Below are 23752 nucleotides of genomic sequence, written 5' to 3' on the forward strand. Positions count from 1 at the left end.
CAGTGAATTATCGTGAGATCTTAAGAGAGAACGGCTATGACGGCCTGCCAATGCTGATCCGAATCGGCGATGAGTTTGTCGAACTCAGCAAGGAAGTCCTGGATGAAACCATGGACTACAAGGTAGTATCCACGGATCATCCATCCGGGAACCGGGCCTATGAAAGAAGCATCTGCTTCCTCATGATTCGTGCGCTGAAACGGCTGGATCCCGACGCCACCGTCATTATTGAGCATTCGATATCGCGCGGTCTGTTCTGTGAGCTGAAGGGGTTGCCGGTGACCGACGCCGTACTGGCGGATCTGAAAGCCGAAATGACTGCTCTGGTCCGGGAAGATCTGCCCATCATCCCGAAAGTAATGGAAAAGACCGAAGCGCTGCGCCGCTTCCGCGCCAGCCGGCGGCCCGAGGTCGTCAAGCTGTTTGAAGGAACGGATTTCAGCGAAATCAAGCTGTATGAACTGGACGGTCTGATCGGGTTCTTTTACGGGCCGCTGGCGGCGAATACCGGAGATCTGAAACTGTTCGACCTGATTCCCTATAAAGCCGGCTTTGTCCTGATGTACCCCTCGCAGACCATCCCGGACCGGGTTCCCGAGTTTTACTCTCAGGAAAAACTCTATGAGATTTTCCGTGAAACCGGGGAATGGGATGCCATTTTAGGGACCTCATTTCTTGGCGAACTCAATCAGGCGATCCGGGAAGGGGATGCCAAGCGCCTGATCGGAGTGTCCGAGGGGCTGCATGAAAAAAAGTACGCCCACATCGCGGACCGGATCAAGCAGAAGGGCGATGTCCGGGTCGTGCTGATCGCCGGTCCGTCCTCTTCCGGCAAAACGACCTCGTCCCGCCGGCTGGCGATCCAGATGATGGTCAACGGCATGAAGCCCTATCCCATCGAAATGGACAATTATTTCGTGGATCGGGACAAATCGCCGGTTCTGCCGGACGGGACCTTTGATTTTGAGTCCATTCATGCCATTCGGCTGGACCAGTTCAGTGAGGATATCAGCCGCCTGATGGCCGGCGAAACGGTGCGGCCTCCGGTGTTTGACTTCAAGCAGGGGCTCTCCCTGCCGGGGGACCATGAACTGACTATCCCCCCTGACGGCATCATGATTATTGAAGGCATTCATGCCCTCAATCCGGAGCTGCTGCGCAATATCGAAGACCGCTTCAAATTCAAGGTTTATGTCAGCGCGCTGACCCAGCTCAACATGGATGCGCACAACCGCATTTCCACTACCGATGTCCGAAAAATCCGCCGGATTGTGCGGGATCACCGCAAGCGCGGCTGGACCTCGGAACAGACCCTGGATCTGTTTACCCGGGTTACAATCGGCGAGAAGAAGAACATATTCCCCTTTCAGGATCAGGCCGATGAAATGTTCAATACCACGCTGGTTTATGAGCTGCCCATCCTGAAAAAACACGCTTTGCCGCTGCTGACCTCGATTGCCAGTGATTCCCCGGTCTATGACGAAGCGCGGCGCATTACCGCCATGCTGAACTTTGTCGAAGACCTGCCCGATGAGCTGGTGCCTGCCAACTCCATATTAAGAGAATTCATAGGAGGAAGTTTTTTCGATTGAAGAAATATCGTTTGTTCGACATTCTGGGACCAACCATGATCGGTCCCTCCAGCTCACATACGGCCGGTGCGGTTAAGCTGGGCCGGGTCGCCCGGGCTCTGGTGACGGGCCGCATTGTCAAAGTTGAGTTTCATCTCCATGGCTCCTTCGCCATGACTTATAAGGGACATGGCACGGATCGAGCTCTACTGGCCGGACTCATGGGCTTTTCCACCTGGTCGGAGGACATTAAGGACGCACTGTTCATTGCCAGAGGCCGGGGCATTGAGTTCAGGTTCATCCCCACCGATCTGGGGGACGTTCATCCCAACACCGTGCGCACCATTGTCACCGATGAGGCGGGCAAAGAATACTCCATTACCGGATCCTCCATCGGCGGCGGCAATATCCGCATCATTGCCATCAATCGCGATGAAGTGGATTTTACCGGGGACTACCCAACCCTGATTGTCCGCCATACGGACGTGCCCGGAGTGATCGCCCAGGTCACCCGCTCGCTGTCTGAGTCCAACATCAACATCGCGTTCATGAAAGTGTTCCGGTCCTCGCGCGGCCGCGGCGCCACCATGGTGTTTGAAACAGATGAAGCGGTGACGGAATCGGTTCTGGCGGAACTGAGAACCTTGTCCGGGGTATCCATGGTCAGCTATCTGAACCTGCAGGAGGTGGAGTAATGTTTCCGCAATACGCGCATGAACTGCTGAAAATCTGTGAAGAGGAAGGGATTCATCTGGGGGAAGCCGCAATCCGACATGAGATGGAAGAATCCGGCGTAAGCCGGGAAGAGGTCCGGGCGGATCTGGCGGAGGTTATCCGAGTGATGAAGGTCGCAGCTACCGAAGGAAAACGCCGTCTGGTATTTTCTCTGTCCGGACTGATCGGCGGCGACTCCACCAAAATATCCGCCTATGCCAAAACCGGGCAGGCGATCAGCGGCAGCGTCATGACCAATGCCATGGCTTTTGCCATGAGCTCCTCCGAAGTCAACGCGGCCATGGGCCGCATTGTGGCAGCGCCGACCGCCGGTGCCTGCGGCATTGTCCCGGCCATCCTGAAAACATTCGCCGATGAACGGCAGTGCAGCGAGGATCAGCTCATCGATGCGCTGGCCGTCGCCGGCGCAATGGGCATCATCATTGGGCAGAACGCGACGATCTCCGGTGCCGAAGGCGGCTGTCAGGCCGAGACCGGTTCCGCTACGGCCATGGCCGCAGGCGCGGCAGTTCACCTGCTGGGCGGAACCCCCGCCATGTGCCTGGATGCCGGCGCCATTGTCTTCATGAATATGCTGGGACTGGTCTGTGACCCGGTGGCAGGTCTGGTTGAGATCCCCTGCGTCTACCGCAACGCCCAGGGGGCTGTCAACGCCCTGACCACGGCCGATATGGTCATGGCTGGCGTCCGCTCGCGCATTCCCTTTGATGAAGCAGTGATCGCCATGTACGAAGTAGGCCGTTCCATGAACGAAAACCTTCGGGAAACCGGCATCGGCGGAATCGCCGGCACACCCACCGGAAAACGGCTCAAACAGATGGTATTTGGCGAGGCCGAGATCCACGAAGTCCATAAAGACCACAAATAGCCAAATTCCGGGATTCAATCGATCCACTGGAACTGGCTGCATGAAAAAAGCGAAGCGTTCATTGTACGCTTCGCTTTTTTGAGCCCCGATCAGCCGGTTTTTTTCGAAAATAGAATAATTGCGCAGAGCGGTCAAAGGCGACTGGTCGGTCAGCGGGTCCTCACCAGGCAGAACAGCGTTTGGGCGACCGGGCACTCAGCAAATCAGACACTGGATCGGGACCGGAGAGATAGATCTCAAGCTCAGGCAGTGCGCCTGGTCCGCGGCAAAGCAGTGTTCCGGGATGCTGGGTGAAGCGTCATCCGGTGCTGCGTCCCGGGATCCGGCGAAGTTCGGTTACTGCTTGCGAAAGCGCAGCTGACTGGACATGAGCCAGGCAAAGAGCAGCATCAGCAGCAGCATCAGCAGCAGCATGGGCGGAGCCGGAGTGATTCCCTGGTTCTTCATAAACAGGGCAACCACAACCAGGGCTGGGCCGGCCACCGTTACCGGAATGCCGGTGAAATATCCGTCAAATTCGCTGGAGTTGTAACGGGCCAGGCGAAAGGTTGAACTGATGCAGTACAGGATGGGGATCAGAGTTCCGAGCACCGGAATCTGGCTTAGCTGAAACTGCTGATAGAGAAGAATCGCAGGTGCCACTCCGAAAGAGACATTGTCCGCCAGGGAATCCAGTTCCCGTCCGATCAGGGACTCGGCATCAATCAGTCGGGCAATCCGGCCGTCATAGCGATCCACAATGCCAGCTGCCAGAATGAACAGGCCGGCATTTCCGTAGCGCCCGGGCAGGATTTCCATCAGGGCAGCCACACCAAAAGCCAGGTTGAGAAACGTCAGGCAGTTTGGGACATGGGACTTGCAAAAAAAACGTTCTTTGAAATTCATAGTTGCATCCTCCGAATTCCTATTCTAGCATATTCCCGTGAAAAAAATAACCTGATGCAATCAATCGATTGCTTCAAACTGATTCGTTCAGATTGAGTGCTCCGTTCCAGATTTTAGGAACGAATCAATGGAAGTGAGAGACCGCTGGGACAATGCGCTGACTCCACGACCAGGAATGCTCGGAAGAGCTGGGCGAGGGGATTTGTGGTAAAAGATTGAATTTTTATCAAACAATTCGACCCTTCCGGCATTTGCGTGTAAAATGAAGTTAGAATAAAGCAATGGCCTTGTCAGGCACAGATTTTGCATGAGGTGATTGTGATGAAACGCGTTAAGTTTTTATATAACCCACAGTCCGGAGACGGCAAGATGCGCAAGCAGCTGGATGTTGTCTTCTGGATGTATCAGAAGTACGGCTATCAGGTCGATGTCTTGCGGCTGGATGAAAATTCGCAGGAGATGGATCTGTTTCCTGAACCGGCCGATACGTATGATCATGTTCTCATCGCCGGCGGCGATGGAACCTGCGATATTATTGTCAATGAAATGCTGGCTCGAGGCATTGAGACGCCGGTGGCATTTCTGCCCATGGGCACATCCAATGATTACGCAACCTACATCGGAATGACTCAGAATGTCGAGGAATCCCTGCGTCAGATTCTGACCTTGCCGCCGCAGCAGATGGATCTGGGCAAAGTCAATGACCGATATTTCCTGAACGTCTTTGCCGGTGGTTATTTTACCGATTTTGTGCAGCGGACGGACAATGATCTGAAGACCAGCATCGGATATCTGGCCTATGTCCTGAAATCCTTTGAAGTGATGCGGGAGCTTCGGACCGTCAAGGTCCGGATCACGGCCAAAGAGGCGCAGTATGAGGGGGATATGCTGTTCTGCACCGTATTTAACGGCATCAGTGTCGGCCGGATGAAGCTGGCCATGGAGTCCCGCGGCAACGATGGACTGCTGGATGTTATCGTGCTCAAGACCACTCAGATTACGGAACTGGGCCCGACCTTGATCAAAATTCTGCGGGGGGATGAAAGCGCGCTGGCGGATCCCGGCGTCCTGTTCTTCCAGACCAAGGATGTAACCATTGAATCATTGGAGCCGATTCCAACGGATGTGGATGGCGAGAAAGGCCCGGAACTGCCGGTTCGCATTGAATGCGCCAGCAATCGCCTGACCGTGCTGGGCGTGAGTGCTCACTTATGATGGGCAAGGTGGATCGTACGGGAATTTACTCCCTGATCCAGGCACTGTACTGGATGATCTTCTGTCTGGTGATCGGCTATGCTTCCGTATTTCTTCTGGAACGCGGATTCTCGGCCACCGTCATTGGCCTGTTGCTGGCCCTGGGCAATATTCTCGGGGCGCTGCTGCAGCCCCTGATAGCGGACTTTGCCGACCGCACGGAACGCCTCACGCTGAGCCAGCTCATCGGTGGACTGGGTTTCCTGATGATGGCAATCAGCTTTTGGATCGGAGTTCCCAATACCCGGGGAACTTCTTTTCTTTATGTCCTGCTGATTGCGCTGACTACGCTCCTGATGCCCCTCGTCAACGGCGTCGGCATGTATTTCAATGAAGGCAGCTCGACCTGCAATTACGGCGTTGCCCGGGCTATGGGATCTCTGGGATTTGCCGGAACCTCCGCTTTCATCGGCTGGTTTCTGCAGGCCTGGGGCGCGGCCCGACTGCCATTGATCACTTCATTCCTCACAGCTGTTCTGATTCTGGTGACGGCCCTGGTTAAAACCCCTCACCTGGAACTGAGTGCAGAGGACACACCGGATTCGGCGGCAGACATCGACAACGGTTTCTTTCAGCGCTACCCCGGTTTTTTCCTGGTTCTGGCCGGCGTGGTCCTGATTTTCAGTTTCCATAACATCACCAGCACCTATCTGATTCAGATGATCCGCCACGTCGGCGGCAATGAACAGAATCTGGGACTGACCCTGGGGCTGGCGGCCGTCCTGGAGCTGCCCGCCATGATTTTCTTTACCCGCTTTGCCAGCAAGGTTTCTTCCGAGGGCGTGATGAAGCTGGCCGCGCTTTTCTGGATCATGAAGGCTTTGGCCTATGTGCTGGCAGGCAGCATCGGACAGATTTACGGCGTTCAGGTGCTGCACGGACTGTCCTTCGCGCCCTTCATGCCGGCCATCGTCTATTACAGCCGGGAACGGATGCATCGCAGGGATCAGGTCAAAGGTCAGGCTATGATGACAACCGCCAATACCCTGGGCGGCGTGATTGGCAATCCCGCCGGAGGCTTTCTGTTGGATCAGGCAGGCGTCCCAGCCCTGCTTCTGGCAGGTCTGGTCCTGACGGTCGCCGGCGCTGCGGCGATGATCCGCGGAATCGGACTGGGGAGGGTGCCTGCATCGTTTGGTCCGGTGGGAGAAGAAAAACAAAAAGATTTCCGCTAGAAACCGTTGTCCTTTCGGACAACTGGTTTTTTCTTGCGGCGATATCATCTATAATTAATTCGAATGGTTCTGCAGGCATTATGAAGCCGGTGGCTGGACCGAACAGTCCGGTGACTTGCTTTCATGGCAAGGGCAGGACCTGTTGGTCCGAACAAGCAGAGAATATGCGTACCAAAATCATAGGAATGCCTGAACCGGCGGACGGCAGGTCCCCTGGAAAGAGCCAACAAGCAGTACAAAATAACGATCAGATCAGATGAAAGGAAGTGGGAGCTCGTGGATAGTGGGCCTGGCAGTAATCAACGGAACATAATCAGCACGGGAGGCTCGCACAGCAATCCTCCCGGTTAATAGTATCGAAGGAGGAATGTTATGGAACGACTGAACCTGATCTACTTCTCATCCATCCTGAACCGTCCCATCAAGGATGAAACGGATGATACGGTGGGCATCCTGAAAGACATCTACATCAACCGCGGACAGGGCTATCCCAAGGCCATCGGCTACAAAGTCGACAAGTCCGGGGATATCTACAATTACGAGTTCAAGGACATCGAATTTTACGAGGATTCCCATGGTCGGGTGTCCATCGAGGTCCGGGGAGCCCGGGACATCATCCCGCAGAGCTTCTCGTTTCTGATTTCAAAAGACATCCTGGACAAGGAAGTGGTTGACGTCAACGGCAAGCGCAGTTTCAAGGTGCATGATGTCCGCATGGTCCAGCTGGACGACGGACTGCGGCTTTTGGCCATCGACAAGTCCAGAAACGGGTGGGCCCGGCGCAACGGCCTCTCGACCCTGATGAAGGGCTGGAACAAGGTGTCGGGCCAGTCGACCAGTGAATCCCTGATTCTGTGGGATGACGTGGAAAGCCTGAAGGAATCGAAGAACCTGAAGGATACGCTGAAACTCAGCGTACCTTACCAGGAGCTGTCCACGCTGCATCCGGCGGATCTGGCCGATGTTCTGGAAGAGGTCGAATCCCATTACCGCAATCTGGTGTTTGAGACGCTGGATGAGGAACTGGCGGCCGATACCCTGGAAGAAATCGAAGCCCCCGGTGTTCAGGCCGAGATCCTGTCAGCCATGTCGGAAACCAAAGCGCAGGAAATACTCGAAATGATTCCCAATGATGAAATCGCCGAAATTCTTGAGGAAATGGACGACGAGGCCAAGGCAAAGATCCTGTCCAACCTGGTCTATGACGATGCCACGGAAGTTCAGGAAATTTTATCTTATTCCGATGAGGAAGCCGGCTCCATTATGGCCAAGGAATTCCTGTCATTTCTTGATTCGCTGACCGTTCGGGAGGCTCGGGAGATTATCCGCGAGCTGTCCGACGAATACGATTCAGACGAAATGTACTACATATTTGTCACCGACCAGATGGGCGAACTCATGGGCTTCATCTCCATGAGCGACCTGATTCAGAATGCGGACGACGCGCTGCTGCGGGATATCATGAACACCCGGGTGGAGGATGTCAACGCCAGGGATCATGCGGAAACCGCGGTGGATCTGGCGATCAAGTACGAACTGCTTCAGATCCCGGTGGTGGACGATGACAACAAGCTGGTGGGGGTCATCAATATCCACGATGTCATTGATGAGTTCCTGGCACCGCTGTGGAAGCGGAAAAACTGATGAATGATCAATATGCCGGCGATTCTGATACGGTCCGGGACTTGAAGGCGCATATCGAAAGCCTGGGCCTGGATCTGTACGGCTTTGCCAGCGGGGAGCGGATCCGGCACTTTCAGCCGTACTATGACGAGCGGCCCCGCGAGACCGTCTCGCCATTTGAAAGCGGAGACCAGGAGAGCCGCTGCCAGCTCAGCGGATCGTTTCTGTCGGTCGCATTTCCCTATGCCCATGAGCTGACCTGGCCCCGGGATGCCCATTTTTCCGTCTATGTGAGGGGCAGGGATTATCATCAGGTCGCGGCCGGGTATCTGGAATCCATCTGCTCATTTCTCCGGGAACGGGGATATTCGGCGCAAGCCTATGTGGATTCCAATGAACTGCCCGAGCGCCTCATTGCCGCCCTGGCAGGACTGGGCTGGCTGGGCCGCAGCGGCCTTTTGATCACGCGCCGCTACGGCACCTATGTGTTTCTGGGAGAAATCCGTACGAATCTGTCGCTGCCGCCCAGCCAGACGTTCGTCGCGCCGGGGGACTACAGCGCCTGCGGTGACTGCACCCGCTGTCTGAAGGCCTGTCCGGTCGGCATTCTGGGTCCCCGCTACGTGGAAACCAGGCGCTGCCTGTCTTCTGTAACCCAGCAGAAGACTCATTCCCCGGAGGAACTGCTCCTCCTGGACGGACGGCTGTTCGGCTGCGATACCTGTCAGCGAGTCTGTCCCTGGAATCAGGAGAAAGCCGGACTGGGTCTTGCTCCGTTCAAACCATATGACCATATGGTCCGGCCCGATCTGGAACAGCTGGTTCATCTGTCCAAAGCGGAGTTTCGCAGCCTGTATGCTCCCACCAGCGCGGGCTGGAGAGGAAAGGCAGTACTGGAAAAAAACGCCCTGGCCGCGCTCCATCGCCTGGGACGACTGCCGCAGGAACTTGACCCGGCTTCCCCGCTGGTCCGGGCAGTTTATGATAAACTAAAAGAGATTTAACGCCCGTCGTTCGGGCTGACAAAGAGGTAAACCAATGAAATTACTGGATCTATTAGCCCTGCTGCCGCAGGGACTGCAGCTGAAAATTGCCAATGCCTATATCGATCGCGAACTGAAGCGCAAGGTGAAACTGACCGTGCGCGGGCAACATCATCTGGATAACCTGCAATCGCCCTGTCTGTTTGTCGCCAACCATTTGTCCAATCTGGACGGAATGGTCCTCATGCGTTTTTTGAAAAAACAGTTTGATCCGCATTTTGTGGCAGGCATCAAACTGTCCAATGACCGGTTTACGAATCTTTTCAAGTCCCTGATCAAGACCATCAACATCAAGCCCAATTCGGCAGATCTGGAATCGCTCAAGACCATTATCAACACGCTGAAGAACGGCGAATCGGTGATGATTTTCCCGGAAGGAACCCGTTCGAGAACCGGTTCCATGATCGAGGCGAAAAAGGGAATTACCCTGATTGCCCGCATGGCAAAAGTACCCATCGTCCCCATCGCCCTGATGGGGACAGAGCAGGTCGTACCGATTCATCCATCCGGTCGGATGGACCAGGAGCGGATTCATCCCGGCACGGTGGAAATCGTGGTAGGCGAGCCGTTTCATCTGACGAAGAAGAGACCGGCGGAAGATAAGCACGAGTACGATGAGCGGGCGCTCCGGGATATTATGAACCACATCGCCGCCAACCTGAGACCGGAGTATCGCGGCGTTTATGACGGAGTGGTTGACCCGGCTTCGACACAGGTCGAGTAATGCGCAAGAAGGAGAAGGAAATTATCCGGTTGCTGCAGGAACGCTATCCCGACGCGGCCTGCGAGCTGATCCACGAGACACCGTTTCAGCTGCTGGTGTCCACCGTACTGTCAGCTCAGACCACAGATGTTCAGGTCAACAAAGTCATGCCGCCGCTGTATGAAGTGCTGCCGGGGCCGGAGGACTGGCTGAACCTGTCCCAGGAAGAAATTGAAGAACGGATTCGCACCATCGGCCTGTATAAGAGCAAAGCCAAAAACCTCTACCGGCTGGTCCGCGATTTGATTGACCGGTTTGACGGACAGGTGCCCCGGACTATGGAGGAGCTGATCACGCTGCCGGGAGTCGGCCGTAAAACCGCCAACGTCGTATTGTCCAATGCCTATGGCGTACCGGGCATTGCGGTGGATACCCACGTCTTCCGGCTGGCCAACCGGATCGGCATTACAGATGAGAAGGATGTAGAAAAAACAGAGCAGGCGCTGATGAAAGCCTTGGATAAAAACGTCTGGATCATGGCCCACCACCTGCTGATTTTTCATGGCCGGCGCACCTGCTTTGCCCGCAACCCGCAATGTCATGAATGCACCATACAGGACTACTGCAAATATTATAAAGACATCACCCGCCAGAGCAAACCGCGCCGCCTGAAAAAAACGCAGGCAACCCAGGATCTGGCGGAAGAAGCAAAGGAGCTACTATGAAGATCGGGGTATTGATGGGTGGCATCTCCACCGAACGGGAAGTGTCCCTGAAAACCGGGGAAAACATGTTCAACAGTATCGACCGGACCAGACATGAGGCGAGCCGCATCATCCTGGATTCCAAGGACGATGTCATGGAAAAATGCCAGGGCATTGATTTTGCCCTGCTGGCCCTGCACGGCAAGTACGGCGAAGACGGGCAGATCCAGAGCATTCTCGATGCCATGGGCCTCCCTTATTCCGGATCAGATGTCAAAAGCTCAGCCATTGCCATGGACAAGGATCTGTCCAAGGTCATCCTGCGCGGCCGCGGCGTTAATACGGCAGACTGGATTGTCATTCACAATGAGCAGGAGATTGCCGCAATGGCAGCTCCCTTCCTGAAACACAAGAAAAAAGTGGTCGTAAAACCGAACAGCGGGGGTTCTTCGGTCATGACGTTCATCTGCGACGAGGAATCCGTCATGGCGGACTGCATCAGGAAAGCGCTGCTGATCGATCACGAAGTGATGGTGGAAGAATTTATTTCGGGCGTGGAGATCACCGTGCCGATCCTCGATGATGAGGTACTGCCAACCATTCAGATCAGCTCGCCCACCGGATTTTTCGATTACACCGCCAAGTATCAGGATGAAGCCCACGGCGGAGCCACGGAAGTCATCATCCGGCTGGACGATGAGCTGCAGCAGCAGGTGAATCAGATGGCACTGGCCACTTACCACGCCCTCAAGTGTTCTGTATATGGCCGGGTGGATTTCATTCTGCATGACCGCACGCCCTATGTTCTGGAAATCAACACCCTTCCCGGCATGACGGCCACATCGCTGATTCCGCGCAGCGCGAAGAGCATCGGACTGGGTTACCAGGAACTGGTGGAGAAGATCATACAGGTTTCCCTGGCCCGGCGTGATTTCGAGCGCTCCCTGGACACGCGGGAGATCTAAGCCGAAGCCCGGTTTCTGATTTCCATCAGTACAAACCGGAAAGAGCAGCCCTCAAGACGCGACGCTCTTAAACAAGCCATAGAAAATACAGCTCTGCCGCTGAGCGGCAGAGCTGTATTTTCTTGGTGGTGTACGGTATCCGAAATTTGCAGATCTTCGCTTTGTTAGCGGCTTTCCGGGGCAAGACCGGCCCGGGCATAAGCCAGGACGAGATCCAGGGTTGCCTGCATGGAATCGATGTGGGTGCGTTCATAGCCATGGGAGGCAAAAACACCGGCGCCGATGAGACCGGTGCGGAGATCGTGGCCCGCTCTCAGCGAGGCGGAGGCATCGGATCCGTAGTAAGTGTAAATGTCCACTTTGTAGGGAATGGCCTGATCCTTGCACAGCTTCACCATCCGTTCCTTGATGTCCAGATCGTAGGGACCGCTGGAATCCTTGGCGCAGATATTGACGGCAAACTCGGAGGAGTTCTGACCGTTGCCGGGTGCTCCCATGTCAACCGCGATGAATTCACGGACCTGGGAGGGAACGCCGGCGGCTGCGCCGTGACCGACTTCTTCGTAGGTGGAGATGAAGAAATACAGGGTATTTTTGAGGGTTTCAGCCTTCAGGGCCTGAATCGCTTCCAGGAGGATGGCCACGGAAGCTTTGTCATCCAGATATCTGGTCTTGATAAAACCATTGGGGAGAGCCGTAAAGCGGGGATCCACGAACACAAAGTCACCCACCTCGATGCCCAGTTTCTCAACATCTTCCTTGCTCTCCACCTTTTCATCCAGGATCAGTTCCGTGGTATCCTGGGTGCGTTCGGTTTTGGAAACATCGCCGCCGTCAATATGCACCGAGGGCTTGGTTCCCTGGAAGGTTCCGCTGATGCGGCGGTCCTCGGCGGTGCGAACCAGACAGTTCTCAGCATCCAGACTGATCCAGGGGCAGCCGCCCAGCATGGAGACTTTCAGCCGGCCGTTGCTCTTGATTTCCTTAACCATGGCTCCCAGGGTATCGACATGAGCTGAGAACAGAATGGCTTCTTCAGACTGTCCCGGCAGCTTGGCCAGGATGGCGCCTTTATTGAGCCGCCAGATTTCCAAACCGGATTCTTTGATTTTTCCTTCGATGTAGGGCAGTATTTCGCGGTCATAACCGGTCGGGCTGGGTATTTCAATCAGCTCGCGCAGTTGTTCAATCATTTGGTTGTTCATATGTCACCTCGAGTTTGAAATTGATTTCTCTGTCCATTATAGCAAACGGCGGATGAGTGAAAAGGCATTTCCTGAGGGCACTCCGTCTGGTATTCGGCTTCCCGGAGGGCACAGGGTGTCTTCCGGGAAGCTGGTTTGCCTGTTGTCCCAACGGTAATTTGAAAACCGGAAAATATCTGTATAATAAATTATATAAACTGTCACTTTGTAGTTCTTTAGTAACAAATTCTTGACCGTACAGGAGTATATTGATAATATAATAATTCTTCGATGGACTTCGAGTGGGCTGCCCAAGCGATCCATTGGTTGTGATTTGCATTTATTCTATGTTATTGGAGGAGATCACCAGTGAAACCTGCTCGTATTTTGACACTTACCATTCTTTGCGGCGCTCTTTTGAGCGGCTGTCAGGGAATGAGTTCCCTCATAACCGGTCCGCAAGGGTCCTCTTTGCCCGGTCAGACTCAGGGATCCGCTTCGGGGCACACTTCAGCTGCCGGGACGATTCCGGGTCAGCAGACTCCGGGTCAGACCTCATACCCTGCCAGCATCCCCGGATCGATCCCCGGAACCGTTCCGTCGACGACACCCGTCGCTACCAAGTCGGAGTCAGAACTTCTGGTGGAGCAATGGGGTGAAAAAATTTATCCCGGGATCGTTATTTCCGGCATTAAGGTGGGCGGGCTGACCTATGCCGAAGCAGAGGCCAAAGCCAATGAAATCACCACCCGGGTTCTGGCCCGGACGATTCCGTTTACGGTGGGAACCAGGAAATTTGCGCCAACCCAGAGCCAGCTCGGGCTGAGTGTTTCGTTCACCGCGGCCCTGGCTTCCGCCCAGGCCGCCTACCGCGATCTGAGCGTGGAGGAACGGGCACAGATGATCCGGACGGCTCCGGAGCTTCGCTTTGAACTTGAATTGACCATGAATGACGGCGTCCTTTCAAACTATGTCAATAAAGTTGCCGATCAGGTCTACCGCAAGGCGACCACTCAGGTTACCGGGCTGAGCCTGCTCAAGCAGACCCTCATTGACAAGCTGGACGGCATGATTCGTTATACGACCAAGTCCTCTGCCAGCTTCAAGGCATCGGTCAAGACCACGCCGAAGCTTGTTGCCGGAGTCAAGGAGGGCCAGGCGATTATCGCGAAGGGTACCTCCCGCTACAGTGAAAGCCTGATTCCCCGCGCCCATAATGTCCGGCTTGCTACCAAACGCATCAACGGCACTGTGGTTCAGCCCGGAGAAGTCTTTTCTGTGCTGCGAACCATCAAAGCTCCGATCGTTGCCAACGGTTACCGGATCTCTCAGGTTTATTCCGGGGACAGTCTCGTAGAGGGCTCGGGCGGCGGTGTCTGCCAGGTTTCATCCACTCTCTACAATGCGGTGGTGCGGGCTGGTCTTGAGCTGGTGGAGCGCCACACCCATTCCTTCTCCGTACTCTATCTGCCCTATGGCATGGACGCCACAATCTATGCGCCGTCGCTTGATTTCAAGTTCCGCAACACCCTGGATTATCCCATTACCATCAAGGGAACCGCGGTGGACGGCCGAGTTACCTTCAGTATTATCAGCGACGAAGACGCCATGGGCGGCATCAGTTACAAGTTCACCCAGACCAATATCGTGGAAGGGGAGAAGCATTGGAAGATCAAGTACACGGATGATCTGGACAAAGGCGAAGAGGAAATTCTGGTTTATCCCCATCCCAAAGCGTCTGTCACCGTCTGGCGCAAGACCTACAAGGACGGCAAGCTGATTAAAACCATCCTGTGGGATAAAGTCAGCTACCGGGAACTGGTCGGAGTCAAGCGTGTCGGCCGGTAGCAGTTGATCACCGGGCCGAACCGGATCCAGATTCAAACTTTTTGTAAATACAGGAGCAAAAGACTTTCGATCCCTCATTTCACAGGGTTCGGAGGTCTTTTCTCAAGACCGGGTTTCTTTGGCGGACAACAGCGCAACTGCTATAATGAAGGGGAAAACCTTCTTTGGAAGGAACCGGGCAAAACCCTGCATAAGTGAGGGAGCCCGGAGACCGGATCCCGTACCATCCATTCGGAACGGTCTGCCGCCCGCGGTCCTGTTGTTCGATTAGGGGAGCTCGAACTCCTATTTTCTTTGATGCTCCCGCTCTGTTCCGTCTATTGTCTATCATGATCTGCTGCCTGGTGACCAGATCTCCCCGGGGAGTGCTCCCTGGAAGCTGACGTCACTATACCTTCTGCCGCATGAATTGTGCATTAGAGGATGAACGCATTGGAAAATATCATCGTACAGCGAATTTTAGCCAACGTCCGCAAGGTCATCGTCGGCAAGGACAACGAAATCATCGATATCCTCAAAGGAATCCTCTCCGGAGGTCATATTCTGATTGAGGATCTCCCGGGCCTGGGCAAGACGACCATTGTCAAAGCCCTGGCGCGTACCATGGACCTGAGTTTCTCCAGGATTCAGTTTACGCCGGATCTGCTGCCGTCGGATATTACTGGCATCTCCATCTACAACCAGAAGGAGATGAACTTTGAGTTTCGACCCGGTCCGGTGTTTGCCAATCTGGTCCTGGCCGATGAGATCAACCGGACCTCACCGAAAACCCAGTCCGCTCTGCTGGAGGTCATGGAGGAAACCCAGGTTTCAGAAGGGGCTGTGTCCTACCAGCTGGAGAAGCCGTTTGTGGTGCTGGCAACCCAGAATCCCATTGAGTATGAAGGGACCTTCAATCTGCCGGAAGCCCAGCTGGACCGGTTTATGATGAAGACGTCCATTGGCTATCCCGATAAGGAACAGGAGATGAACATCCTGAAGAATTTCCGGGTGAGGAATCCGCTGGATGAGCTGGAGCCGGCTGTGACCCGGCAGGATATTCTGCACCTGATGGATCAGGTGCGCCAGGTGGAAGTGGCTGACGCCATCAATGACTACATTGTGCGGCTGGCGGAAGAAACCCGGACGTCCAATTACCTGACCATCGGAGTGAGTCCCAGAGCTTCGCTTGCCCTGATGCGCCTGTCTCAGGCTCAGGCGCTGATTGAGGGGCGGGACTATGTGATCCCGGAGGATGTCAAATACAATGTCATGCTCTGCTTCCCGCACCGGGTCAAGCTTTCCTCCCAGGCCCGCGGCCGGACCCTGACGGAAATCGACGTCATCGCCGCCATTGTCAATTATGTCAAGGCTCCCCGCTAGCGCGGCGCGGTCAGAGGAAACGCTATGAAAATCGATCTTCGCTATGTTTTTACGGCCGGTCTGGCAGTGCTGTTTTCTCTCAGCGTGGGCGGCTATGTCGCCAATACGCTGGCGATGCTGTCCGTTCTTCTCCTGGCGGCTGCCCTGCTGCAGATTCTGCTGTTTTCCCGGGCGCTCCGGGTGGAGCTGGTCGAACCCCAGGGCAGGCTCGAAGCGGGAGAGAAAATCCGCCTGGCCATTAATCTGGAAAATCGCGGGTTCATGAACATACCCTATATCCGGTCCGACGCGGAGCATCTGGGGGATCACCGGGTGATCTCGATTCCGGCCAGAGACCGGGCCAGTCTGCCCTATGACTTTCGTCCGCAGGTGCGTGGCATCCTGGATGTGGGCACCGTTGAAGTCGGCGTTTCGGATGTCTTGAATATTCTGATCCGCCGCCGCCGGATCGAAACCCATCCGGTTAAAATCTATCCGGCCGTCCGCTCGGACCGGACCCGGGAACTGGCGCTGGATACCGTGGGCGAAGGGTCTTTGTTCCGGACGTATTCCCGGGAAAATCCCTATGTGGTCCGGGAACTGCGCCGCTATCAGCCGGGGGATTCCTTCCGCAAGATCAATTGGAAGGTGTCGGCCCGATACAATGAACTTCTGGTGCGCCGCGGCGAGACCACTCAGGAGAAGGACATCCTGATCATTCTGGATATGAACGAAAAGATCCTGCAGATGGATCCCGAGGGGATCTACGAAAACGCCCTGGTGACGGATGCGCTCAGCCTGTCGCGAGGTCTGCTGGAAGAAGGGATCCCCCATGGCTTTATCCGCACAGATTCAAGACATCCCTTCTTTGATATTTCGACCATGGAAGTGTTCAGCCAGCTGGAAGAGGATCTGCTGACACAGAAGGCCGATGCCCGGGAACCGCTGGCGGAGTTCATCGCGGAGAAGAAGGAGTTTCTCCATGAGCGGGGGACCCTGCTGTTTTTCACCCGGCCGCTGTCATCGGATCTGGAAGCCTGTGAACAGCTGATCCATGAACGCAACGAAGTGGTGGTGTTTGCACCTCAGCTTGGAAAAAGCGGGGCGGAGCTGTCGGGCAGCCGCCTGATTCTGAAGGAACTGGAGGGACCCGGCTATGAAATGGCTTAAGAATAACCGGGTGAAGGTGCTGGTCCTTCTGATTCACAGCCTGATGCTGGCCAAACTCCTCATGGATGCCTATGAGGTGCGGCGCGCGGATCCGTTTGGCTATCTGCCGCCGCTTCTGGGCGTGGCGATCCCTGTGCTTCTGATCGGGATCGGCCTGGCCGGTCTGCTTCGCGACCTGAAGCCGGTTTACGGCCTGTTCCTTCTGATCGGGGCACTCTTCCTCTGGCAGACCTATCAGTATGATACCGGGGAAATAATCCGCTCGGTTCAGGGCATCAATGACAAGCTCAGCGCCTCGCGGCCCCTGGTGTATCAGGATTTTGCCTATCTCCTGGAAAATATTGTGATCCTGGTGCTGGCGCTGTCCTTTCTCACGATCTATGCCTATCCCTGGAATCTGCTCCTGACGGATCTGGCATTCCTGTTCTTTTTATGGGCGGTGGACAGTCTGACCGATCCTGCCGCCGTCCTGACGTCCTTTGTCTTTCTGTGGGCGTTTGTGCTGGTCCATGAACGAATTCTGGCCCGTGACGCCGAGTACGCGACGTTCCGGGTTCACCGGATTGACGGGCGGGCGCGGATGCTGCAGGGAATCGCCATCGCGCTCTGTCTGGGACTGATTGCGATGAGTGCAGTTCCAGACCGCAAGGGGACCTATTACGAAAAAATCTGGATGAAAGCCAATGATTACCTCATGCAGGATGATTTTCTGCCGGGCAATTATTTTCTGGATGCCTTTTCTTTAAGTCGAACCGGCTATCAGGACTCCTCCACCCGACTGGGCGGGAATGTCACGCTGGATCAGTCCATTGCCCTGCGCCTGGCCGAAGACATCCCCGAGTACCTGCGCGGCAATACCAAGCGGGTCTATACCGGCCGCATCTGGGAAAAGAGTGATTTCCTTTACCGAACGGACAACGCCGCCTCCAGCCTGGTGACCCAGGCCTACCGCAGCGCGGCGCAGAAACGACTGACTGTCCTTCCGGAGGAACTGCTGACCTCCTCGCTGTTTGTTCCGGTTTATCCCGGATCGGTGACACTGTCTGACCGAAGCCGCGACAACCGCATCTATTACAGCATTCAGGACCAGACCTTCATGGTCAGCGAAGAACAGGCTGACCCCTATACCGTGGTCTACTATGACCAGGAAGCGGTGGAGGACTATGCAATGGCCGCCGTCGATCCGGCAGTGCCGGAGGACCGGCGGGATTACCTGCAGCTGCCGGATACCATAACCCAGCGCACCGTTGACCTGGTGGAAGACATTGTGGGGGATCGGGAGGATCCGGCGGAAAAGATGCTGGCGCTGACCACCTATCTCAGGGATAATTATGAATACACGCTTTCCCCGGGCTCGTTCCCGGAGGGGGATTTTGTGGACCACTTCCTGTTTGAGGTCCGGGAAGGGTACTGTGTTTACTATGCCACGGCTCTGACCGTAATGCTGCGGATTGCCGGGATTCCGGCCCGTTATGTCGAGGGATTCCGGGTGTCGTCGGAAGTGGACACCCAGGGCAATCGCCTGGTGCGGAATTCGGATGCGCATGCCTGGGCTGAGGTTCTGACCGATCCGGAACGCGATCTCTGGACGATCTGGGATGCCACGGGGACTGCCCGGGAACACGGGCAGACCGGCGGTGGCACCGGTTCGAATCCAACTCCGACGGAACCCGGCGGGACGCCTGCAACGACTCCGATCCGAACCCTGGCCGAGGACACGCTGCCCGATACCACCCCGGGCAACGGAGCCGCCCCCACGCCCGGAGAAACCACCAGTGAACGGAACCTGCCTCCCTGGCTGTCTGTTTCCTGGATCGGACTGATCAGCCTGGGCGGACTGATCCTGTGGAAAAAACAGCGTGTGAAGCGACTGCTGGAAGATCCCGGGGATCAGGCTTTCCTGGACTTCATCATCCGGCTGCTGAAGGAATCCGGTCTCGAAATCACCGAATCCCAGACCCTGTCCGAAATAAGCCGGCGCATTCCCGATCATGACCTGCAGCGTCAGTTCATCCGGTACGGGGAAGCTCATTATAAGGCACGCTACGGGTCGACACCCCACAGCGTTGCGGCCGCCGTTCGGGCCCGGCTTCTGGAGGAGACCCTGCGCTATCACCGAATCACCAGTTCCAGAACGCGCCATCTGCTGCGGCGCTGGATCCTGTGATATCACTGAAGCCGTCCTCCGGGTCCAGGGAGCTGAATCAGCAGGAAACTCAAACCTCCCTGAACCGTCAGACTGGTCAGGAATACCAGGGCAGCCGGCATCAGTACAACAGGCTCGAGGACATCAGCGTTGCAGATGACAAAAGAACTAGCTGATTAAGGCAATGCCTTCATTCAAACAACGATCTGCAGGGCGAATATCGATCTGCAGGACACCTAATGATTTGCAGGACACATCGAGACCTGCAGAGACAAAGACCTAAAAACACGAGAGGAATCAAGAACAACTATGGTAAAACTGATCTGCCTGGACATCGACGGAACCCTCCTGGATCCGGAACTGAACATATCAAGGGAGAACCGGGAGGCAATCCGCCTGGCGCAGGAGCATGGCATCGCTGTTACGCTCGCTACGGGACGAATGTTTGCCTCTGCCCTGATTTACGCCAGAGAGCTTAAGCTTGATGTGCCGCTGGTGACGATGAACGGAGCCCTCATTAAGCATCCCTTCACCCAGGCCAAGCTGCATGAACTCCGCCTGGGCAGGCGGGAGCTGGGTGAGGTGATCGCGAAGATTACATCGGCCGGATATCAGCCCAATTTCTATGATGAATTCAATCTGTATGCCGGCAGCGGCTTGCAGCGCTATTACGACAACCGCATTCTGGCCAGCCTGGATCCAAGATATCGCATTGTGGAAATGGGGGGAGAGTTCTCCTACCAGGATCTGATGGACCGCTACGGTGATCAGGTGCTGAAGGGGATTTTCTTCCCGTCATTGGAGGATAAGGAGCCCCTGCGGGCTGCTCTTCAGGAGATCGGCTCCATCGCGGTGGTATCCTCTGCTTCCACCAATCTCGAAATAACGCATCACGAGGCCGACAAGGGCCGGGGGATCCGGCTTCTGGGAGAATCCATGGGGATCAGCCCTGAGGAAATCATGGTGATCGGGGACTCGGAGAATGACCGCACGATGCTCGAAGCGGCCGGCTATTCGGTTGCCATGGGCAACGCCTCAGCCTCAATCCAGGCTGCGGCCAAATTTGTGACTTTGGACAATACTCAGCACGGGGTGGCTCGCGCCATCCGGGACATCGCTCTAGGAGGACTATGATAAATATCGTATTGTACCAGCCGGAGATTCCGCAGAATACCGGCAACATTGGCAGAACCTGCGTCCTGACCGGATCCCGGCTTCATCTGATCAAGCCCCTGGGATTCGAAATTTCCGACAAGCAGATCCGGCGGACCGGTCTGGATTACTGGAAGGATGTGGATCTGGAAATCCATGAGAGCTGGCAGGATTTTTGCGCCAGGTATCCTGAGGCAGTCATCTATGCCATCAGCACCAAGGGCAGCCGATATTACCATGACGTTGCCTATCAGGATGGGGATTTCATTCTGTTCGGGCGGGAATCCAGCGGACTGCCGGATGAAATCCGAAACTGCCTGGCAGACCGTCTGATCCGACTTCCCATGATCCAGACCAGTACCCGGTCGCTCAATCTCTCTAATACCGTGGCAGTTGTTGCCTATGAAGCGATGAAGCAGCTGGGCTTTCCGCAGATGAAGTAGCCTGTATCCTTTCTTGAATCGATGAAGTCCCTTGTGGAAGCCTCTCGAACCGCTGATACACTGAACTCGAGCAGGTGAAGCAGGTCAGGCAGGTGAAAAAGGTCGAGCAGGTGATAAAGGTCGAGCAGGTGAAGCAGCTGAAGCAGATCAAGCAGCTGAAGCAGATCAGGCAGATCATGGAGATCATGGAGATTATTGAGATGATTCAGACTGTTGCGGCCGCTGTCTCAGTCAGAGGAAAAGTAATTGATATTCTTCGGAAACAGCGCGCGAGCAGGATGGTATGGGTTTCCCGATTGAAAGAATTCGTGACAGAGTTACTCAGCTATTGTATGATTAATGTATATACACAAGATTCATCGCAATATTAGTAACAAATTATATCAAAAGATGAGAAGGAAGAAAAAAATGGGAAATAATTTATTGATTGCTCAATCCGGAGGTCCGACTTCGGTCATCAACGCTTCCCTGGCCGGAGCCATCCGGTCAGCGATGGCCAGTCCGGCTATCGGCAAGATTTATGGCGCGCTGCACGGTCTGGAAGGTGTGCTGAAGAATCAGATTATTGATGTGGAGAGCGCCTTTGCCCAGGAGGAGGCTTTTGAGTGTCTTAAGCGGACTCCGTCCATGGCGCTGGGCTCCTGTCGCTTCAAGCTGGCCAAGGAACCGGATGATAACTATGAATCCATTGCCCGCCGTCTGCGGGAGCTGGAAATCGGCTATTTCATGTACATTGGCGGCAATGACTCCATGGATACGGTGAACAAGCTCTCCAATTACTTCGAGGAATCGGGGATGGAGATCAAATGCATCGGCATTCCCAAGACCATAGACAATGACCTGGTGGAAACTGATCACACACCGGGATATGGCTCTGCGGCCCGATTCGTCGCCCACAGCCTGCGCGAGATCTTCTGTGACGCCTCGGTGTATGACCGGAATTCCGTCACCATCGTCGAGATCATGGGCCGTAACGCCGGCTGGCTGACCGCCGCGTCGGTACTGGCCCGGAATGAAAAGTTCAATGCGCCGCATCTGGTCTATCTGCCGGAAGTTCCCTTTGACCGGGAGCAGTTCGTAGAACGGATCAAGGAGATGTCGCAGCAGCAGAAGGTTATTGTCGTGGCCGTCTCGGAAGGCATTAAGTTTGCATCCGGTGAATATGTCAATGTTCAGCCCAAATCGGAATTTGATTCCTTCGGCCACGCCGCCTTGTCCGGTTCCGGACGCTACCTGGAAGACATTGTCCGCAAGGAGTTCGGATTCAAGACGCGAACCATTGAATTCAGCCTGCTGCAGCGGTCGGCCGCCCACCTGTCCTCGGATGTGGATGTGGAAGAAGCTTATGCCTGCGGCGAGAAGGCCGTGGAGTGTGCCGTGGCCGGAATGAACCGCGTCATGGTGACGATGCAACGAGTCAGTTCCGATCCTTACCGGGTAGACTATGTGCCGATGGATGTCGCCAGAATCGCCAACCGGGAGAAACCGATTCCCCGGGAGTGGATCTCCCCGGACGGTACGGACCTGACACAGGAGTTTGTGGACTACGCTCTGCCGCTGCTGGGAAGCGATCCGCTGCCGGAATTCTTCCTGTTCGACAAGAGCAAAACCCTTTGAAAACAGGGCGAATAAACAGCAGATTTTTATTATTTGAATCATAATAATTTGAGAGGGAGTTTAAGTTTTGTTACGTTAATTTGTTTCGCTCTGTGCTATAATCAAGGTGAATGTTAAACCTATTTATATACAGGAGGGTAGAATTCAATGAACAAGAGAATCACCGCGGTCGTCGCATCCATGATGATGATGGCCACCATCGTGGCCGGATGCAAACCGACCACACCAACCACTACTCCGGCAGGAACACAGACTTCGACAACAACACCGGTCAGCAAGTCGGACGTTACCGGAAAATCAGTGGGAATGTCTACGGATGAAGGCGGAAAGGGCGACAAGTCCTTCAATGACGCCGGTATTGCCGGTCTGGATAAGATCAAGAGTGAATTCGGATTAAACTATGATCTGATCGAAACCAAGGACCCGAGCCAGATTCAGCAGAACCTGGAAACCATCGTATCCAAGGATGAAATGGCCGTTACCGTCGGATTCAAAATGATGGATGCCGTTAAGCTGGTTGCGACCGCCAATCCGGAAAAGAAATTCCTTCTGGTTGATGGAGTGGTCGATCTGCCTAACGTCAAGAACGTTCTTTTCAAGGAACATGAAGGTTCCTTCCTCCTGGGCGTCATCGCCGGAATGATGACCAAGACCAACAAAATCGGCTTTATCGGCGGTATGGAAGGCGAAGTCATCGGACGGTTTGAGTCCGGATTTGCAGCCGGTGTCATGAGCGTGAATCCCGAAGCCGGAAAGCTTCTCGTTCCCCAGGGCAACGCAAAGCACGGTGAATTTGTCAGCTACGCCGGAAACTTCTCGGATGCAGGCAAGGGCAAAGAAATTGCCAAGGAAATGTATGGCCGCGGCGCTGACGTCATTTACCACGCAGCCGGCGGAGTCGGCATCGGACTGTTCGACGCAGCTCAGGAAGTCAAGAAATACGCCATGGGCGTTGACTCTGACCAGGCTCTCCTGCTCCCGGACAAAGCAGATGTCATCCTCGTTTCCATGTTGAAGCGGGTAGACGTTGCTGTGTACAACGCAGTAAAATCCTACATTGACGGTACGTTCAAGAACGGCGTGGAAAACCTGGGACTCAAGGAAGACGCAGTTGGATTGTCTGATACAATCCATCCCGATCTGAAAGCCAAGCCAGAAGTCCTGACTAAGGTTGATGAATTTAAGCAAAAGATCGTCGGCGGATCCCTGGTGGTTCCGGCAACATTGGAAGAACTTAAGACCTTCAAGCCCTAACAAGACTTGATCCAATCGAATTAGATTTGATGGAACGTCGGATGGATTAACCATCCGACGTTCTTTTACGT

Annotated in this window: 20 protein-coding genes; 18 read left to right on the forward strand and 2 right to left on the reverse strand. The window is 55.0% G+C overall.

Going from position 1 to position 23752, the window contains the following annotated elements:
- The first annotated feature begins 2 nt into the window (after window positions 1-2).
- The 3 genes from P6M73_RS05485 to sdaAA are packed head-to-tail and all read left to right on the forward strand — an operon-like array spanning window position 3 to window position 3174.
- Entirely contained in the window at window positions 3-1592 is a 1590-nt protein-coding gene (locus P6M73_RS05485) for a nucleoside kinase (protein WP_277855108.1), read from the forward strand.
- Window positions 1589-2266: an L-serine ammonia-lyase, iron-sulfur-dependent subunit beta gene (gene sdaAB, locus P6M73_RS05490; protein ID WP_277855109.1), complete on the forward strand. Its 678-nt coding sequence runs from the start codon at window positions 1589-1591 to the stop codon at window positions 2264-2266. Before P6M73_RS05485 ends, sdaAB begins: the two co-directional genes overlap by 4 nt.
- Window positions 2266-3174 carry an L-serine ammonia-lyase, iron-sulfur-dependent, subunit alpha gene (gene sdaAA, locus P6M73_RS05495; protein WP_277855110.1) on the forward strand — a complete coding sequence of 303 codons (909 nt, stop codon included), beginning with the start codon at window positions 2266-2268 and terminating at the stop codon, window positions 3172-3174. Before sdaAB ends, sdaAA begins: the two co-directional genes overlap by 1 nt.
- Window positions 3175-3510: 336 nt before the next feature.
- On the opposite strand, the gene P6M73_RS05500 is transcribed toward sdaAA, so the two are convergent.
- Window positions 3511-4059: a CDP-alcohol phosphatidyltransferase family protein gene (locus P6M73_RS05500; protein ID WP_277855111.1), complete on the reverse strand. Its 549-nt coding sequence runs from the start codon at window positions 4057-4059 to the stop codon at window positions 3511-3513.
- Between the two features lie 321 nt (window positions 4060-4380).
- On the opposite strand from P6M73_RS05500, the gene P6M73_RS05505 reads away from it, so the two are divergent.
- The 7 genes from P6M73_RS05505 to P6M73_RS05535 all read left to right on the forward strand — a co-directional run bounded on the left by P6M73_RS05505 (window position 4381) and on the right by P6M73_RS05535 (window position 11526).
- Window positions 4381-5274 carry a YegS/Rv2252/BmrU family lipid kinase gene (locus tag P6M73_RS05505; protein ID WP_277855112.1) on the forward strand — a complete coding sequence of 298 codons (894 nt, stop codon included), beginning with the start codon at window positions 4381-4383 and terminating at the stop codon, window positions 5272-5274.
- The gene (locus tag P6M73_RS05510; RefSeq protein ID WP_277855113.1) at window positions 5271-6488 is read left to right on the forward strand and encodes an MFS transporter; all 1218 of its coding nucleotides are present in this window, start codon (window positions 5271-5273) and stop codon (window positions 6486-6488) included. Before P6M73_RS05505 ends, P6M73_RS05510 begins: the two co-directional genes overlap by 4 nt.
- 372 nt (window positions 6489-6860) lie before the next feature.
- Window positions 6861-8132, forward strand: a complete 1272-nt coding sequence (locus tag P6M73_RS05515) for a magnesium transporter MgtE N-terminal domain-containing protein (RefSeq protein WP_277855114.1) — start codon at window positions 6861-6863, stop codon at window positions 8130-8132.
- On the forward strand, window positions 8132-9115 hold the full coding sequence (locus tag P6M73_RS05520) for an epoxyqueuosine reductase (RefSeq protein WP_277855115.1): 984 nt from the start codon (window positions 8132-8134) through the stop codon (window positions 9113-9115). Before P6M73_RS05515 ends, P6M73_RS05520 begins: the two co-directional genes overlap by 1 nt.
- Window positions 9116-9149: 34 nt before the next feature.
- Window positions 9150-9878 (forward strand): lysophospholipid acyltransferase family protein, encoded by a 729-nt coding sequence (locus tag P6M73_RS05525; RefSeq protein ID WP_277855116.1) that lies wholly within the window; start codon window positions 9150-9152, stop codon window positions 9876-9878.
- Complete coding sequence (gene nth, locus P6M73_RS05530; RefSeq protein ID WP_277855117.1) at window positions 9878-10582, forward strand: endonuclease III; 705 nt, start codon at window positions 9878-9880, stop codon at window positions 10580-10582. Before P6M73_RS05525 ends, nth begins: the two co-directional genes overlap by 1 nt.
- Entirely contained in the window at window positions 10579-11526 is a 948-nt protein-coding gene (locus P6M73_RS05535; RefSeq protein ID WP_277855118.1) for a D-alanine--D-alanine ligase, read from the forward strand. Before nth ends, P6M73_RS05535 begins: the two co-directional genes overlap by 4 nt.
- 164 nt (window positions 11527-11690) lie before the next feature.
- Here P6M73_RS05535 and P6M73_RS05540 read toward each other — a convergent pair whose 3' ends face one another.
- Window positions 11691-12731 carry a M42 family metallopeptidase gene (locus P6M73_RS05540; protein ID WP_277855119.1) on the reverse strand — a complete coding sequence of 347 codons (1041 nt, stop codon included), beginning with the start codon at window positions 12729-12731 and terminating at the stop codon, window positions 11691-11693.
- A 348-nt stretch (window positions 12732-13079) separates the two neighbouring features.
- Between P6M73_RS05540 and P6M73_RS05545 the strand changes: the two genes are divergently transcribed.
- The 8 genes from P6M73_RS05545 to P6M73_RS05580 all read left to right on the forward strand — a co-directional run bounded on the left by P6M73_RS05545 (window position 13080) and on the right by P6M73_RS05580 (window position 23681).
- The gene (locus P6M73_RS05545; protein WP_277855120.1) at window positions 13080-14558 is read left to right on the forward strand and encodes a VanW family protein; all 1479 of its coding nucleotides are present in this window, start codon (window positions 13080-13082) and stop codon (window positions 14556-14558) included.
- Between the two features lie 423 nt (window positions 14559-14981).
- Window positions 14982-15920, forward strand: coding sequence for an AAA family ATPase (locus P6M73_RS05550; protein ID WP_277855121.1), 939 nt, complete (start codon window positions 14982-14984; stop codon window positions 15918-15920).
- A gap of 24 nt (window positions 15921-15944) precedes the next feature.
- Window positions 15945-17069 (forward strand): DUF58 domain-containing protein, encoded by a 1125-nt coding sequence (locus tag P6M73_RS05555; RefSeq protein WP_277855122.1) that lies wholly within the window; start codon window positions 15945-15947, stop codon window positions 17067-17069.
- Window positions 17056-19236 carry a transglutaminase TgpA family protein gene (locus tag P6M73_RS05560; protein WP_277855123.1) on the forward strand — a complete coding sequence of 727 codons (2181 nt, stop codon included), beginning with the start codon at window positions 17056-17058 and terminating at the stop codon, window positions 19234-19236. The genes P6M73_RS05555 and P6M73_RS05560 overlap by 14 nt, the downstream gene beginning before the upstream one ends.
- A 288-nt stretch (window positions 19237-19524) precedes the next feature.
- A complete protein-coding gene (locus tag P6M73_RS05565; protein ID WP_277855124.1) occupies window positions 19525-20349 on the forward strand; it encodes a Cof-type HAD-IIB family hydrolase in 825 nt (274 codons plus the stop codon).
- Window positions 20346-20810: a tRNA (uridine(34)/cytosine(34)/5-carboxymethylaminomethyluridine(34)-2'-O)-methyltransferase TrmL gene (gene trmL / locus P6M73_RS05570; RefSeq protein WP_277855125.1), complete on the forward strand. Its 465-nt coding sequence runs from the start codon at window positions 20346-20348 to the stop codon at window positions 20808-20810. The genes P6M73_RS05565 and trmL overlap by 4 nt, the downstream gene beginning before the upstream one ends.
- 408 nt (window positions 20811-21218) lie before the next feature.
- The gene (locus tag P6M73_RS05575) at window positions 21219-22427 is read left to right on the forward strand and encodes a 6-phosphofructokinase (protein ID WP_277855126.1); all 1209 of its coding nucleotides are present in this window, start codon (window positions 21219-21221) and stop codon (window positions 22425-22427) included.
- A gap of 147 nt (window positions 22428-22574) precedes the next feature.
- Window positions 22575-23681: a BMP family lipoprotein gene (locus P6M73_RS05580; protein WP_277855127.1), complete on the forward strand. Its 1107-nt coding sequence runs from the start codon at window positions 22575-22577 to the stop codon at window positions 23679-23681.
- Window positions 23682-23752 lie beyond the last annotated feature (71 nt).

It is taken from the genome of Anaerococcoides asporogena (assembly GCF_029590275.1).
In the GTDB taxonomy this organism is placed as follows: Bacteria; Bacillota; Clostridia; order Clostridiales; family Clostridiaceae; genus JG1575.

Bases quoted from the DNA above. Each gene is read 5' to 3' on its own strand.
- sdaAA (WP_277855110.1), top strand. From the start codon at position 2,266: ATGTTTCCGCAATACGCGCATGAACTGCTGAAAATCTGTGAAGAGGAA.
- P6M73_RS05500 (WP_277855111.1), bottom strand. From the start codon at position 4,059: ATGAATTTCAAAGAACGTTTTTTTTGCAAGTCCCATGTCCCAAACTGC.
- P6M73_RS05505 (WP_277855112.1), top strand. From the start codon at position 4,381: ATGAAACGCGTTAAGTTTTTATATAACCCACAGTCCGGAGACGGCAAG.
- P6M73_RS05510 (WP_277855113.1), top strand. From the start codon at position 5,271: ATGATGGGCAAGGTGGATCGTACGGGAATTTACTCCCTGATCCAGGCA.
- P6M73_RS05515 (WP_277855114.1), top strand. From the start codon at position 6,861: ATGGAACGACTGAACCTGATCTACTTCTCATCCATCCTGAACCGTCCC.
- P6M73_RS05520 (WP_277855115.1), top strand. From the start codon at position 8,132: ATGAATGATCAATATGCCGGCGATTCTGATACGGTCCGGGACTTGAAG.
- P6M73_RS05525 (WP_277855116.1), top strand. From the start codon at position 9,150: ATGAAATTACTGGATCTATTAGCCCTGCTGCCGCAGGGACTGCAGCTG.
- nth (WP_277855117.1), top strand. From the start codon at position 9,878: ATGCGCAAGAAGGAGAAGGAAATTATCCGGTTGCTGCAGGAACGCTAT.
- P6M73_RS05535 (WP_277855118.1), top strand. From the start codon at position 10,579: ATGAAGATCGGGGTATTGATGGGTGGCATCTCCACCGAACGGGAAGTG.
- P6M73_RS05540 (WP_277855119.1), bottom strand. From the start codon at position 12,731: ATGAACAACCAAATGATTGAACAACTGCGCGAGCTGATTGAAATACCC.
- P6M73_RS05550 (WP_277855121.1), top strand. From the start codon at position 14,982: ATGAACGCATTGGAAAATATCATCGTACAGCGAATTTTAGCCAACGTC.
- P6M73_RS05555 (WP_277855122.1), top strand. From the start codon at position 15,945: ATGAAAATCGATCTTCGCTATGTTTTTACGGCCGGTCTGGCAGTGCTG.
- P6M73_RS05560 (WP_277855123.1), top strand. From the start codon at position 17,056: ATGAAATGGCTTAAGAATAACCGGGTGAAGGTGCTGGTCCTTCTGATT.
- P6M73_RS05565 (WP_277855124.1), top strand. From the start codon at position 19,525: ATGGTAAAACTGATCTGCCTGGACATCGACGGAACCCTCCTGGATCCG.
- trmL (WP_277855125.1), top strand. From the start codon at position 20,346: ATGATAAATATCGTATTGTACCAGCCGGAGATTCCGCAGAATACCGGC.
- P6M73_RS05575 (WP_277855126.1), top strand. From the start codon at position 21,219: ATGGGAAATAATTTATTGATTGCTCAATCCGGAGGTCCGACTTCGGTC.
- P6M73_RS05580 (WP_277855127.1), top strand. From the start codon at position 22,575: ATGAACAAGAGAATCACCGCGGTCGTCGCATCCATGATGATGATGGCC.